General features: G+C 55.3%; 9 protein-coding genes (1 of these 9 only partly in view). 8 read left to right on the top strand and 1 reads right to left on the bottom strand.

The window, feature by feature from the left end:
• Positions 1-16 precede the first annotated feature (16 nt).
• On the bottom strand, positions 17-6370 hold the full coding sequence (locus tag FRD01_RS08720; protein WP_249756122.1) for a type I polyketide synthase: 6354 nt from the start codon (positions 6368-6370) through the stop codon (positions 17-19).
• A 313-nt stretch (positions 6371-6683) separates the two neighbouring features.
• On the opposite strand from FRD01_RS08720, the gene FRD01_RS08715 reads away from it, so the two are divergent.
• The 8 genes in view from FRD01_RS08715 to FRD01_RS08680 are tightly spaced (at most 51 nt apart) and all read left to right on the top strand, a layout consistent with a single transcriptional unit that may run on beyond the window.
• The gene (locus FRD01_RS08715; protein ID WP_249756121.1) at positions 6684-7583 is read left to right on the top strand and encodes an alpha/beta hydrolase; all 900 of its coding nucleotides are present in this window, start codon (positions 6684-6686) and stop codon (positions 7581-7583) included.
• Positions 7580-8059: a YceI family protein gene (locus FRD01_RS08710; protein WP_146959003.1), complete on the top strand. Its 480-nt coding sequence runs from the start codon at positions 7580-7582 to the stop codon at positions 8057-8059. Before FRD01_RS08715 ends, FRD01_RS08710 begins: the two co-directional genes overlap by 4 nt.
• 5 nt (positions 8060-8064) lie before the next feature.
• Entirely contained in the window at positions 8065-8634 is a 570-nt protein-coding gene (mobA, locus tag FRD01_RS08705; protein ID WP_249756120.1) for a molybdenum cofactor guanylyltransferase, read from the top strand.
• A gap of 23 nt (positions 8635-8657) precedes the next feature.
• Entirely contained in the window at positions 8658-9467 is an 810-nt protein-coding gene (fdhD, locus tag FRD01_RS08700; RefSeq protein WP_146959001.1) for a formate dehydrogenase accessory sulfurtransferase FdhD, read from the top strand.
• Between the two features lie 12 nt (positions 9468-9479).
• A complete protein-coding gene (locus FRD01_RS08695) occupies positions 9480-11759 on the top strand; it encodes an FdhF/YdeP family oxidoreductase (RefSeq protein WP_146959000.1) in 2280 nt (759 codons plus the stop codon).
• 51 nt (positions 11760-11810) lie between these two features.
• The gene (locus tag FRD01_RS08690; protein WP_146958999.1) at positions 11811-13484 is read left to right on the top strand and encodes a DUF1592 domain-containing protein; all 1674 of its coding nucleotides are present in this window, start codon (positions 11811-11813) and stop codon (positions 13482-13484) included.
• The gene (locus FRD01_RS08685; RefSeq protein WP_146958998.1) at positions 13481-14854 is read left to right on the top strand and encodes a DUF1552 domain-containing protein; all 1374 of its coding nucleotides are present in this window, start codon (positions 13481-13483) and stop codon (positions 14852-14854) included. Before FRD01_RS08690 ends, FRD01_RS08685 begins: the two co-directional genes overlap by 4 nt.
• A 32-nt stretch (positions 14855-14886) precedes the next feature.
• A protein-coding gene (locus tag FRD01_RS08680) for a 4'-phosphopantetheinyl transferase family protein (protein ID WP_146958997.1) crosses the window boundary here: on the top strand, positions 14887-15462 show its 5' portion. 117 nt of this gene lie beyond the right edge of the window; the window shows 576 of its 693 coding nt (coding positions 1-576); its start codon is at positions 14887-14889; its stop codon lies off the right edge, out of view.

Below are 15462 nucleotides of genomic sequence, written 5' to 3'. Positions count from 1 at the left end.
GCCTAGGCCAGTCATCTCACGCAGACATTGCCTTCGTGCTTAGCTCGCCCAATTCCTGCGCTACAGTCTTAGCGGTTTCGAGCAACTCGTCATGTGTGTGCGTGGAACTGATGAAGAAGCGAAGCCGCGAGGCCTCGTCGTCCACGGCAGGGTACACAATGGGCTGCACATTGATCCCACGCAGCGCCAAACGCTCGGAGAGTTGCAGGCAGTAGAAACTGTTCCCGACAATCACCGGAACGACCGCAGAATCTTTGCTCGGCCCTGTATCCAGGCCGTGTTTCTGACATGCCTCAAGGAACACGCGGCTATTGTCTTGCAGCGTAAGAACCCTCTCAGGCTCTTGTTCGATGAGCTGGATTGCCGCAAGAGCTGCCGCCGAGTTCGCGGGCGAAATGCCTGCCGAGAAGATGAACCCAGGCACGGTGTATTTGAGATAATCGATCAGTGCGCCGGAGCCAGCAATAAAGCCACCGCATGACGCGAACGACTTTGAGAGAGTGCCCATCCAAAGGTCAACCTCCCGCGCATCGAGGCCAAAGTAGTCCGCGATTCCACCTCCGCGAGGACCGATGCACCCAAGAGAGTGTGCCTCGTCCACGTAGAGTATGGCGCCGTACTCCTTCTTGAGCTCGATAAACTCCGCCAGATTCGGGATGTCACCATCCATCGAGTACACGCCCTCAATGATGATGCCGACCTTCTTGAAGTTCGGCCGGAGCTGCTCGAGCATTTTTCCGAGACCCACGTGATCGTTGTGCGGGAATTGCAGACGCTTTGCTCCAGAGAGATCCGCGCCCGTTACGATCGAGTTATGAGCCAACGAGTCGTGAAGAATGAGGTCGCCAGGGCCGAACAAATGGCCGATTACCGATTCATTGGTGTGGTGACCAGCACTGAAGACAAGCGCCGCATCCACGCCCACAAAGCTTGCGATCGCGTGCTCGAGCTCGCGGTGCAACGGAATCTGGCCGCTCGCGAGACGGCTGGCTGAAACGCTTGTGCCGTAGTGCTCAACGGCGTCTTTTGCCGCTTGATTGACCACCGGATGCCCCGAGAGCCCCAGGTAATTATAAGACGAGAAGTTCAACATCGACTCGCCTTCAATCATCGCGCGATTCTTGGCGACTCCGTCATGCTCACGAAAATAAGGATTCTGCACGCCGATCAACGCGGCCATTTCCAGGCGCTGTTTGAGGGCTTGCACTTCTGGGAATTCGTCGACCTTCCAGTACTCGGGCTTGATCTTAGGCTTGCTCGACTCCATGAGTCGCGTCGCTCTGAGATCATGAGCCACGAGGATTGGGCTGCCATCGAGGTTCTCCCAAATCATATCTCCGCGAAGGTCACCTTCAGAAGATTTGATTTTCAGAACGACCCGAACCTGCTCACCATTCGGCGCACCAAGCACCTGCAGCTTTTCAATCGATGACGGGAACGCCGCGAACCCCAACGTGTTTTGCAACCAATAGAGGACCAACTGGAAGCCAGCATCCACCATAAAGGGGTCGGCGCTGAAGTGTTCTCCAAAGCCACCAAAACTGCTCGGTTTCTGTGTTTTAACTAGGCCCACAAAGCCAGTTTTATCGGCATGTTCGACCGATACGATCCCTCTCATTTTTGGGCCGTGAAAACTGAACTCCTTGTAGAAGTCATTCAGGTTGTGCCAGCTCTGGTGTTCGTGCCCATTGGGCCGCGAGATTTCGGGCAAATCGGCGTGTTCGTTGTGAGTCCGTCCCAAGTACTTTGGCGCTCCATCTACACTCAGAACCACACGATCTTTGTCGGCCTTTGCCGAAATCACAGTCGGTCCCGAAACCTCAACACCGCTGATGAGTTTAAAGTCCTCAAGGCCGGAGGCTCCTGACGTCTTCAGAGCCAATTCCAGCGCGGCCGCGAAAGGCATCACCGCCTTTCCTTTTAGTCGATGATCAAAAACCCAATCGGACGAATCCGTACCGAGCACCGCGAACCGCTTAGCCTCCGGCTGGAGCTTGTCGAGCTCTGGGCCAATCGTGACGATGCTCGCCGTCTTCTCCAGCGCAGCGAAGAAGAGCCTCGTGCCCTCTTCGTGCGAAAGAACGGGGACTCCCATATCCTCGAGACCGCTCAACATCGCGTCACTCAAGCTTTCGGTCATCGGTGTATCTGCCCAGAGCGGCCACTCGTGAATCTGAGCGAATCCTTCAAACCCATTGAGCTCGTCTGCCAACGCGTCGTTCGCTGCTGCATAAATGGTCTGGGCGCGATTTCCAAAACGTGCTGCCCAAGAGCCTGTGGCCACAACAGCCTTGAGGTTGGGCATAGATTGCATCAAGTGCCTGAGCCCGAGGACTTTGGCGCTCCAAACGGCTTTGAGGTCCTGTTCGCTCAGTTCTTCGACCTTCCGATCTTTCAAGAGTCCAGCGGCATGAATCAGGCCGTCGTAATTCGCGAGCTTCTGGCTAAGGTCGCTCGGAATTGCGGCAGAGACATCGAGCTGCAAGTATTCGGTTTTTGTTTGAGCTGAAAGCTGGGCAATCGCCGCCTTTTCCTCAGAGCTCAAGTCGCTCTCGGCACGTCGTCCGAGAAGTAGGAGCGATTTCACACGTGGCGCAATCGCCTTTGCCAGCACGAAACCGACCCCTCGCGCACCTCCGGAGACCACAACGTTCAGCCCGTCAAACCTCGCGTTCTGGCTACCGGTCGCCTTTGTAAAGCGTCTCGTCTCTCGGGGGCCCTGGAGGCGAACCTCTTGTTCTTCATTTGGCGAGAAAGCCTCTGAAACAAGGCTTTGAGCGTCGTTGCCGTCCCAGAATACTGGAACAATCCTCGTGTTCGGCCATTCGTGCCGGAGCGCTCGAAGAAATCCCGCGATCCCATGGCTTTCTGGATAGATGCCGAGAAACACCTGCGGAGGGTTGGCGTTCCTCTCCTTCGCAAGCGCGAATGCCGCTGGCGTGTCGTTTAGAAACGCCACCAAAATATCTCCAGAACCCTCAGCGGCTCCTCTTTGCTCGAATGCTTCAGCGATCTCACTTCGCTTGGTGTGATCTCCAACGAACTCCACTCGGCGCCCGTGAGCTTCTTCCAGAATGTGTTCTTGAATTGGCGATATGACCCAGGCGGCCTCAAAAAGGTCGAGTTCACCAATCTCGGACTTCGGTGATTCGGAGCTACCAAGCCATAGAGGGATCGAGTCTGCGACGTCCTGCAGTGCTGTGCGAGCGCTAAATCCCGTCTGCGGTACCACGAGTCCCGGGACGTTCTTCTGAAGCGCACTCGCGAGCTCAGCAAACATCAAGGAATCAAACCCGAGCTCGGTCGCAAGTACTTGAGTAGGTTGCAAGCTCTTGAGAGGAAATGCGCTGATCTCGGAGACCAGGTCTTTCACCAGAGGCAACCAATCTGTAGGCACCTCGGGCTCAGGCGTGGCGGCTTTCTGAAGCTCAACTTTCTGAATCTCAACGGGCTCGCTCAGAGGTGCAGGCGTCTTCTCAACCGTCGCCGTCAAAGGGGAATCCGGAAGAGACATCCCCATCGAGGCCAGCACACGCGATTGGTTCGCGATGACCTCGGCATGTTGCGCCAAAATTTGGTTCTGGGATTGGAAAAGAGCGAGCAACTCGCTCAAATTCTTGTCTTCCTGCACGGTGTTCACCTGTGTTGATACGACCGGAGCCACGCGGGTCGCAGTCTCGGAACGAGAGATTTTCAAGGGGATTGAGCGCTCTCGGATCGCAGAGAATCTCTGCGTCTCGAGTCTTGTCGGAGGTAGCGTGACCACTTGCGAATAGGGATAGAGCGCAGAAAGGTCGAGGTCTTGTCCCTGAACGACCAATCGCCCAAGCCCCATCAGGATATTCTCGAAACTCGTGTGCCCAACTCGCCCACCCGTGCTCTGCATAACCAAGGAACGAAGGGCTCCTGTCCCCAGCTCAACAACCTTTAGGATCTCGCGTGACTCAAGCTCCTGCATTCCTCGAAGGAAGTTGACTGGGCTAGTAGCGTGGCTTGCCAAGAGCTCTGCCGCATTCTCTGTGGTTATCAGGCAATCAGAGGTGCAAGACCAAACGTCGAATCTAGGAGCTCGGAACTCGATTTTTGATATCGCGCTGCCGAGGTTCCCAAGAATTGGCTTCACAATATTGGAGTGGAAAGCATGGGAAACGTTGAGCTTCGTCGCCTTCACACCTTTGTTTTCAGCGAGCTCGACCAGAGCGTCGACGCTTGTACTTGGCCCCGCTACGACAGTCTGTTTTGGGTGATTGATATTCGCGACTTCTACGCTCGGCGGCAGGGGCCCAAGGATCGATAGTTCCTCCGCAGAGAGGCGAAGTGCCGCCATCGCGCCGTGGTCTCCCGGCAGCTCTTGCATGAGTTGCCCACGAGTTGCCACCAGTTGAACACACTCTTCGTCAGACAGCGCGCCTGAGGCTCCGAGGGCCAAGAATTCGCCTAAGGAATGACCTAGCGCGAAGTCCACCTGAAGGCCCAGGCCCGACAAGAAGTTGAAGAGCGCAAGGCTCAAGATCGCAAGAGCAGGCTGGGTGTTGCGGGTTTCTCGCAGCGCTGCCTCGGCCTCGTCCTCGTTCTGCGACGGGTAGAGTAGGTCGAGAATTCCGTCACATCCGCTCGCTTGTGCCAGGCGCGTCACCTCGTCTCGAAACGCACTGAAACGCTTAAATGCGTCGCGGAACATATTGATGCCCTGAGCACCTTGCCCTGGGAAAAGCGCTGCAACGGGACCCGAGCCGGCCTCACCGACGAAAACCTCTGGTCCCAGCTCGCCGCTCTCGCTCTTTTCGATTGCTTCACTGACCTGATTCAGCTTGCTGACTAGGTCGTCGAGCGAATATGCAATCAGTGAGCAACGGTACGCCTCGTGCCGGCGTGCTGCGCTCAAGGTATACGCGATATCTTGGAGTAGCGGCTCTTTGTCCTGGATCGTCTGCACGATCTCTCGTGCATGCTCGGCCAAGAGATTTGCATTTCCGGCACTCAACACCACCAGTTGCGGCTCATCGTCGACCGTTCTTTCTCGCGAAGGCGCGCGCTCCAAAACCACGTGGCAATTGGTCCCGCCAAACCCGAATGAACTCACACCCGCCACCTGAATTGAGGCAGGTTTTGATTCTCTCGGCACTTCGAGCCTGCGTTCTTCGAGCTTCAAGTCTGGATGCGCTGAGCGAAAGCCCGCTTGCACTGCTTTGGTCTGGTTCTCTAGCTCCAGGGTCGCCTTCAAGAGCCCTGCGATTCCAGCGGCCGCCAGTGTGTGACCGATATTGCCCTTCACGCTCGAGATATAGCGTGAGCGCGAGTTGCCAAACACTTGATGAATGGCTTCGACCTCAACAGGGTCTCCAACCGGTGTGGCTGTGCCGTGACACTCCACAAGATCCACGTCTTCCGCGTCGATCGCCGCGTCTCGCAGCGCCGTCTGAATAACCGCAACCTGACCGGGAACACACGGAGCCATAGGCCCCGAATCGCCTGCATCGTTGTTGATACCCGTTCCACGAATCACGGCATGAATTCGGTCGCCGTCTTTCTGTGCCTCGTCGAGCCGCTTCAGAACCACAATTCCTACGCCATCTCCCTGAACAAACCCGTCGCCTTCGGCATCAAAGGGCCGGCACGCATCATGCCTCGAGATTGCACCAATTCTGGAAAAGCCTACCAGCGTATCTGGTGTCAACGTGAGTTGGATTCCGCCCGCGACCGCGACATCACACATGCCTGCACGGATATGCGTCACCGCGTTATGAACCGCCACCAGCGCCGATGCACAAGCCGCATCCAGCGTGTACGCCGGGCCGCCGAACTTCCATTGATACGCCACGTTGGCCGCAGCCATATTGATCAGGGAGCCTGGAATCGAGAATGAGTTCACCGGCGCTACTCGGTCCACGCTCTTCGACAACGCTTCGGGGTCAACCACCTCGCCGAGAGACCCGTCCGAAGCCATCATCGCCAGAGTTCGAGCTGCCATAATCAGTCTGTGGTCCGAACTCGAGGCGCCGATAAAGGTGCCAACACGCGCAAGTGGGAGTTGGCGGCGCTCATAGCCGCTATCCTGGACCGCGACGCGCACAGCATCCAAAATCAGTCGGTGCTGAGGGTCCATCACCTCGACACGCCGAGGCGCAATTCCAAAATGCATCGCCGCAAAAGACTCTACATCCTCAATAAAAGCTGCCTTGCGAACATAAGTGCGGTCAAATTCACGCGGATTCTCCGAGTGAAATACCTCCGACGACCATCGGTCCGAGGGAATCTCATTGAAACACGCTCGGCCTTCAACCAGGTTTTTCCAGAACGCTTCGATGTGGTCTGCCTCGGCAAACCGGCACGAGTAGCCAATGATCGCAATATCTCGGGAGGAATCCATCTTCACCTGTCGCTCATTCAGATCGGCGAAACCGACCCTGTTCCGCGCTGCCTTCGCGCACGGGTGGAACATGCGTTTACCCTTGCACCATGCGACTTTCAAGGAAAGAAACCTACCTACTAGTCGGTTCGTTTGCCCGATTAGACCGCTGAGCCTCCAAAGTGGCACTAGACCTCTGCGAAAATGCGACTACCCTCCTTTACCTATGAAACGCTCCATTGCACATTCTTTGATTCTGCTCGCACTTTGTATTGGTTGGGGCCAAGGCTGCGAGAAGAACGTCCCTCCCGCTCCAAAAGAAACGAAGGTTGAAATGAAACCAACCACGACGCGTGAAGTTGAAACTCATCAGATTGAGATTTCGCGGCCAGAGGCAAAGATTGCAGGTGAGCTCATCGTCGCTGACGCAGTAAATCCAACACCCCTAGCGGTGATTGTGGCAGGCTCTGGACCGACGGACCGCGATGGAAATAGCGTGGCCGGCATCAAGACGGATGCCTACAAAATGCTCGCAACCGACCTCGCAAAACGTGGCGTTTCAACATTCCGCTACGATAAACGGGGCATCGGGGCGAGCACCACAACCGTGGATGAATCTCAAGTCGACCTGAATACCTTTGTGAATGATTTGGTCGGCGTGGTCCGGCATTTCGAAGGTGATTCTCGCTTCGACTCGCTCCATATCATCGGCCATTCTGAAGGCGGTTTGTTGGCCATTTTGGCAGCTCCAAGTCTCGACGCCGAGTCATTAACACTGCTGGCCACCGCGGGACGACCCCTGCGTGAAGTGCTCGAGGAACAGCTGGCCAAACAAGCACCAGCCCTCATGCCCGATGTTCGTCGAATCCTCGACGACCTCGAAAACGGTCGTGAACCTGAGGTCGTTCCGGATGTTTTGATGGGGCTCTTTAGGCCCTCCGTACAACCCTTCCTTAAGTCGGCCATCTCAGTCGATCCGGCTCAGAAACTCAAAGAACTCAAGGTACGGGTTCTCGTGGTTCAAGGGGCGCGAGATCTACAAGTCTCACTCAAGGATGCTGAACGGCTCGTGCTTTTTCGGTCGGACGCTGAGTTTCTCACCCTTCCGAAAGCATCCCATGTGTTGAAAGACGATCCTGCGACTGAGTTACCGCAGGAATCCTATACCAATCCCAATATGCCGCTCTCCGAGGGCCTTTCCGACACCGTCGCGAAACACATCACTAAACCATGAAATACGAACTTCATCTTCGGACATCTCGAGCGGGGGCACTCGCGGGCCTTGGGCACGACCTCGACCTCATTGCTGAACACTTAGAAGTCACCGCTACGGGAGACAAAATCCGAGCCGTGGTCAAAGCAGACTCCGTCAAAGTCTACGGCGCGATGACCGATGGACGGCTCGACACAAAGTCTCCCGGGCCCAAAGACAGAGAAAAGATTTTGGGTAATATCCAAAAGAAGGTGCTCCAGGTCGCAAAGTTTCCCGAGATTATTTTCGACGCAGACATCAGCGACATGGATTCCGGAAAAATCACGGGGACGCTGCACTTGTGCGGGGTTTCAAGACCACTGACCCTCACCAAACGCGATAGAGTTTGGACCACAAAGATCAATCAGCCTGATTTCGGAATCGAGCCCTACAGTGCCTTGATGGGGCAATTGAAGGTGGCCGACGACGTTATCGTGGTGATCGAAGAAAAAGGATAGCCATCTTGAGACTTCTCGGTGTTGTGCTCGCAGGTGGGAAGTCCACTCGGTTCGGGAGCGATAAGGCTTTTGCGGAGGTCGAAAACCGACCGCTGATCGCTCATGTGTTGGACTCGCTCAGTCTCTGTGATGCGACCTTAGTAGTGGGTAGAACCGCACTTGAGCTGAACGCTCAAGACTCACCCCCCTGCATTCCAGATGCCGAAGGTTTTGAAGGGCCTGTTGCTGGCTTGGTCGCAGCGTTAGGCTGGGCAGCCCAGAACTCATACTCCCATGTCTTCCTGACATCATGCGATCTCTTAGGACTGGCCCCCGAATGGCCAAGGGCACTTGCGTCTGAAGCACGTCCGGCAGCAGCCGTGAAGAATCAGGTTTGGCAGAGTATGTGTTCTGCTTGGGAAGTCACTGCGCTTAAAGGATACCGCCCTTCATCAAACAGTTCGATTTGGAAGATGCTCGATGATTTAGGGGCTAGTGTCGTTGACCCGCCCGAGGGTTGGGCCAATGTTCATGGCGTCAACACACCGGAAGACCTCATGCGAGCAAGAAAACGATTGCGTGCCCAACAATCATAGGCCTAAAGTGAGGCCGAGGGTGTATGCAAGAACGTAAGAAGACTGCATTGAGGTGGGACGGACAGGCATTTGTGGCCTCCCGTGATTTGATCGCCGTAGAAGAGCCCCTTGAAATTCGGCTGGTCGGGGAGAACGGATGGCAGCAATCCATCTCCATCACGATGAGATCTCCGGGGCGCGATCCTGAACTCGCGGTAGGTTTTCTGTGGGCCGAGGGCGTGGTGAGAGACCGAAGTGCGATTCTCCACGCTGAGTCGTGCACAAGTTCAACTAATGTGGTCAAAGTTACCCTCGTTAAAGAGGCGTTATCGGGGTTGGAGCGGCTCGAACGAAAGTTTGTGCAGTCGTCGAGTTGCGGGGTCTGCGGAAAGACGAGTCTCGAGGCCTTGAAGCAAGAGGGCAGGGCGCCCACGGAATGTGAGGCCGGAGTCGATCCGCTCCTCCTCGGTAGCCTGCCTGATATTATGCGCGAGGCGCAACGCAGCTTTCAAAAGACGGGCGGACTACACGCCGCAGGTCTCTTCAAAATCGACGGCACATTCCTACACGCCGCCGAAGACGTAGGCCGCCACAACGCCATGGATAAACTCATCGGCTGGGGTCTCGACGAGGTTGGTGAAGACTGGAGCGGGCATATCTTGGTCCTAAGTGGGCGAGCGAGTTTTGAGTTGGTTCAGAAGGCGATCTCGGTGCGGGTGCCCATCGTTGCTTCCGTCGGGGCGCCTTCAACCCTTGCCGTCGACCTCGCCGAGGAATTCAACATCACCCTCGCTGGTTTTGTCCGGGGAAAGAGCTTTAACGTTTACACGCACCCCCACCGCATTCAAATCTGAAGCGAGGAACACATGGAGAAATCGAGAGATGAAGGTGCCTTGGTGCCCGTCGAGACTCAGGGTTTGCAGATCCAAGCTCCAAAGGAAGTAGCGGGCGGGATACCCGCTGTCATTTCGTCGATTAAACATGCCACCAAGAAATCGGGACTCATCAAGGGCGCACGCACCCTACTTCGAGTGAACCAGCTCGCTGGCTTCGATTGTCCTGGGTGCGCCTGGCCAGATCCAAAACATCGTGCGATGGCTGAATTCTGCGAAAACGGGGCCAAGGCCGTTGCTGATGAGGCGATGAAGGCTAGTGTTGATGCCGATTTTTTCAAACAACACACGATCGAAGAGCTTACGCGCTGGTCCGACTACGAACTCAACGGCGCGGGTCGGATCGCAGAGCCTATGGTGCTGCGCCAAGGCGCCTCAAACTACGAAACCATAGAATGGGACGAGGCATTCGAGCTTATCGGCAAGACGCTAAGGGGGCTCGATTCTCCCAACGAAGCAATCTTCTACACATCCGGAAGAACGAGCAACGAAGCCGCTTTCATGTACCAACTCATGGTGCGCGAGTTCGGAACTAACAATATGCCGGACTGCTCCAACATGTGCCATGAATCGAGCGGTGTGGGGCTCGGAGAGTCGATAGGGATCGGCAAAGGAACTGTCACACTCGAGGATTTTGATAAGGCCGACACGATCTTCATCCTCGGACAAAATCCAGGAACCAATCACCCGCGCATGCTGACCGCGCTACAAGGGGCAAAGCGCAATGGGGCGACGATCGTGACCTTAAATCCTCTCAAAGAGGCCGGTCTCACCTCATTCATTCACCCTCAAGAGGTCACCACGTTGATGGGGGGTGGCACGAAGCTCACCGACCTGCATTTGCCCGTTAAGATCAACGGAGACGTGGCCGCGCTTCAGGGGATCATGAAGGTCATGCTGGAGCGGCACCAAACCGAAGCGTGCCTCGATACTGACTTCATCGAATCAAAGACGAATGGTTTCGACGAGTTTGCCAAACACATTGAATCGGTTTCTTGGCAAGAAATCGAAGAGTCCAGCGGCTTGCGCCGTAGCGACCTCGAGGCAGTCGCCGAGATCGCGATCAAGGCGGAAAGGCTCATCGCCTGTTGGGCAATGGGACTCACGCAACACAAGAACGGCGTCGCGAACGTACAAGAAGTCGTCAACTTCCTACTCCTTCGGGGACAAATCGGAAGGCCCGGCGCTGGAGCGTGCCCCGTGCGTGGTCACTCCAATGTGCAAGGCGATCGAACCGTCGGTATTGTGGAAAAACCGCCGGCTCATCTCATCAAAGGTCTGGCCGACTATTTTGGAATCGAGGTGCCGACCGAACACGGATTCGACACCGTGCATGCCATTCAAGCCATGTTGGACGGTCGAGGAAAGGTTTTCATAGGAATGGGCGGAAACTTCCTCTCCGCAACTCCGGATACTCAAGCCACTGCCGGGGCTCTTCGACAATGTGAACTCACTGTTCATATCTCCACAAAACTCAACCGTTCGCACCTTGTTCACGGAAAACATGCCCTGATTCTTCCTTGTCTTGGGCGAACAGAAATCGACATTCAAAATGGTCGTTTGCAGTTTGTCACGGTCGAAAACTCGATGGGGGTCGTGCACGCCTCCCGCGGAGGAAACAAGCCGGCAAGCGCAAAACTACGAAGTGAACCACAAATCGTTGCCGGCATGGCACGTGCCGTCTCCCCGGGCTCCAAAATCTCATGGGAGTCCCTCGCCACCGACTACGGCAAGGTCCGCGACGCCATCGAAGCCTGTGTCCCAGGGTTTGAAAACTACAACGATCGCGTCCGAAATCCTCACGGGTTTGAGCTTCCAAACGGCCCCCGAGTCGGCAAATTCAACACCCCAGACGGTCGTGCCCAATTCAAAGTTCATCAGATACCTGCGTCGGATTTGAAGGATGGCGAGCTGATGATGATGACCATTAGAACGCACGACCAGTACAACACCACGATCTACGGTCTTGATGATCGATATCGCGGGGTTATGAACGGCCGGCGCGTGGTGCTCATCAACGCGAAGGATAGAGAAAGACTTGGCTTTCAAGCCGGCCAGAGAGTCGACATCATCTCCTCCTACGACAAGGTTCGCAGGGCGCCCGAGTTTGTGTTGGTCGACTACGAGATTCCGCCGGGCTCTGTGGCCACCTATTTCCCAGAAACCAACGTACTCGTGCCCCTGAGCGAATTCGCACACAAGAGCAATACGCCTGCTTCCAAAAGTATTCGTGTGACTCTGGCCAAACACTAAGGTTTTCATTAAGATGTAGGGAATTGGGCGACAAGCAATCTCGGAGAATGCATGCGACAACTCTACGCAGCGCTGCTGGTCCCTTTGGTTTTGGCCATTGGGTGTGAGGGGAATATGGCGATTTTCGCCGACTCTCCAATGGAAACCAACACTCCAACATCGGAGTCTCCCGAGCCTGTTCTCACGCCGACCGGTTTTGAGCCCGGACCGCCTGTTCTCAGAAAATTGACCTCGACCGAGTACAAAAACTCGGTCGAAGCCGCATTTGGAATGGGATTCGTCGCTGATTTCATCTTGCCCGAAGATCAGACCACCAACGGTCTAACCTCCATTGCTATGGCGGCGACGTCGATTTCACCCCTGGGCGTGGAGCAGTACGAAACAGCCGGCTTCGAAGTCGCAAAGATGATCTTGGAGGTTCCATCGCTAAGGAATTCGTTGGTCTCGTGTGATGGCAGCAACTTCGGCGATGCCGAGTGTTTGCGGGAGATGATTCAAGATCTCGGTCCTAAACTCTACCGCCGCAATCTCGACGATGTTGAAGTTCAGGAAATCCTAGTGCCTTCACTTCAGGCGGCGACTACCCTCCAAGATTTCTGGGTGGGTGTTGAGTTCGCGATCGCCACGATGCTTCAGTCCCCTAGCTTTTTGTACCGAGCTGAATACGGCGAATCTGACCCAAATCGCCCTGGTTTGCGAAAGCTCACGCCTGCTGAAGTAGCCACCAAGCTGAGCTTCTTTATTCTTGGAAAACCTCCAACCGACGCCACACTCGCCCTTGTGGATGCCGGTGGTCTTCAAACCCAAGATGAAGTTCGGGAAGAAGCATTACGATTGCTCGCGCTTCCCGAGGCGCGGGAGAATTTCCGCGTCTTCTGGACTGAGTATTTCGGCCTTCAGAAAATCGAATCCATCACAAAGGATCAGTACGTCTATCCAGACTTCGATCAAGCTACTGCCCAAAGTATGCGCGAAGAGACTGTGCGTCTAATGGAGCATCTCGTTTTCGAGAATCCATCGGATATGCGCGAAATGTTCACGTCCACAACCACCTTCGTAGATAGTCGACTCGCCGCAATCTACCGGTTAGACGGGTTCGAAGGCAGCGATTTTGGCCAGATTGAACTGACTCAAGACGCAAAGCGCGCCGGTATTTTGGGGCACGCAAGTATACTTGCGCTGAACAGCCATTCCGTAAGCACCTCCCCTTCACACCGTGGCAAATTCATTCGCGAAGCCTTGATGTGCCAGGCCTTGCCGCCGCCACCTCCAAACGCGAGCACCGTTATTCCGGATCCCGACCCGAACGTGGGTCCACAAACATTACGCCAGAGACTTGAAGACTATTTTTCGAATCCCGCTTGCGGAAGCTGTCACATGGCCATGGATTCTCTCGGATTCGGGCTCGAGAATTACGACGGAATCGGACGGTTCCGCACTCTCGATAATGGACTTCCGATCGACGCGACTGGAGAGCTGAACGGTGTGAATTTTGACGACGGTGTATCTCTAGGGGCCGCCATCGCTCAGGATCCGGCAACGATGGACTGTATGGTGCGAAAGACCTATCGGCACGTCGTGGGTAGAATTGAAGGTGAGGGCGATAAACCACTTGTAGACGAGCTCAAGGCAAAGTTCGAAGCCTCGGACTACCGATTCAAAGATCTTGTCATCGAGATTGCCGCAAGTGAAGCATTTCTCTGGGTTCAAGAGGTGGAGCAATGAGTATCAATCTAGACCGAAGAACCTTTTTGCGCGGTGTTTTGGGTGGCTCAATGGCCACAGTGGCACTTCCAACGCTTGAGATCATGCTCAATACAAACGGCACGGCTTATGCCAACGGAGCGCCGATCCCAAAGCGTTTTGGAGTCTTCTTTTGGGGTAACGGCGTGGTTCCTTCTCGCTGGCGACCAACCGGCACAGGCCTGAACTGGACGCCGAGCGAAGAGCTTCGCCCTCTAACCGACGCTGGCCTACGTGAGCATATCAATGTGATCTCCGGGCACGATATCAAGACTGGAAATCCGCGCGGCCACCACGCCGGAACCGTTGGCATATTGTCCGGTGCCCCTCTGATTCCTCAAGATCCAGGAAACGCGGGTTATGCCTCGACATTCTCTAAACCCTCGATCGATCAGGTCGTGGCGGATCACGTGGCTCAAGGCACCCGTTTTAGGTCTATCGAATTCGGTATCGACCCAAGGGTGACGACCGTGGAAGGCACGACCTTGCGCTACCTTTCGCATAACGGTCCTGACAACGCTAACCCGCCAGAATACAGTCCACATCAACTCTTCAGTCGCATATTTGGCGAAGGATTTGTGGACCCGGCCGACCAAAATCCGGAGGTTGACCCTCGCCTCGAATTGCGCCGAAACATTCTCGATGCCGTCAAGGATGACGCCAATCGACTGCACAAGAGGCTAGGTGCTGCAGATAGGGTTAGGCTCGAACAACACTTAGACGGAATTCAGGCCCTGCAGAATCGCCTCTTAGCCATTGAAAACGCGCCACCACCGCCCTCGGCGTGCCTCGTCCCGGGTAATCCCGGCGAGATTGCGAGTGATACTCAGGAACGCCAGCGAGCTCGGTCCCGGGCCATGTCCGACCTCATCGCCATGGCCCTCGCCTGTGACGCGACACGCGTGTGGTCAAACCTGTTCAATGGGTCGGTTTCCGGGACGTATTTCTGGAATATCGACTCCGGAAATAGTTTCCATCAGTTGACTCATGATGAGCCGGGCGAGCAGCCCAAAGTCCACCAGATTGTCACGTTCATTATGGAGGAGTTCGCCTACCTACTGAATGCCTTTAAGGCCATTCCGCAGGGCGATGGAACCCTCTTAGATTACTCGGTGATTCTGGCGTCGTCCGATACCAATTCCGGTCAAAGACACAACATTGATGATTATCCCATCATACTTGCTGGAAATGGCGGTGGGGCACTGCAAACGGGTCACCACATCAGGTCTGCGGGCGCGAACACGACCCGAGTGCTGCTCACAGCCCTCCGCGCCATGGATTGTCCCCATACAACCTTTGGCGAAGAGGGAGGCTTTACTGATCGCGGAATCTCGGAGATAGAGACCCCGTAAACAAGGGCTCTAACCTCGTTGCGGCTAACGGATTGAAGACCATCGAACTACTTATCTCCTTCGAGACTGAGATCGCTCGAATCGCAGACTCCTTTTCGAAGGATGACCTCAACACCGCCGATAGTACTCGACTCGCCAGAATCAAGCACCCCGGCGCACGCCAACAGTTCATGGTGGGACGTGCCTTGATCCTTGAGGCGTGTCAGAGATCTGGAGCGGACTTTCGTCTCTTAGATACCGAAGGCGAGTTTCCAACTCACCCAGATCTCTCCTTTAACCTCTCGCATGTAGAGCGGTGCATCGTTCTCGCGTGGACCACCGATTCTGAACTCGGGGTCGATGTTGAAGACTTCATGAGGCGATCGGATCGCGAACTCCTCATGCGAAGGCAATACAACGCGCCGGAGAACGAGTGGATATCAAAGTCGACCTCGGAGTTGGAACATCGGCAGCGGTTCTTCACGTTGTGGACGATCAAGGAGGCGATCCTGAAAGCCGAGAGGTGTGGTCTACGCATCGATACGAAGACTATCCGAGTCGATATGGATGCTGGCACAATTGGGTCGCCGTTCGAAAGCAAATGGGTGATCGACTATACTACTCTAAGA

This window comes from Microvenator marinus (genome assembly GCF_007993755.1).
Taxonomy (GTDB): Bacteria; Myxococcota_A; Bradymonadia; order Bradymonadales; family Bradymonadaceae; genus Allomicrovenator; species Allomicrovenator marinus.
Note: the sequence above shows the minus strand (reverse complement) of the source record. Positions and strands in the feature narration are given on the sequence as shown.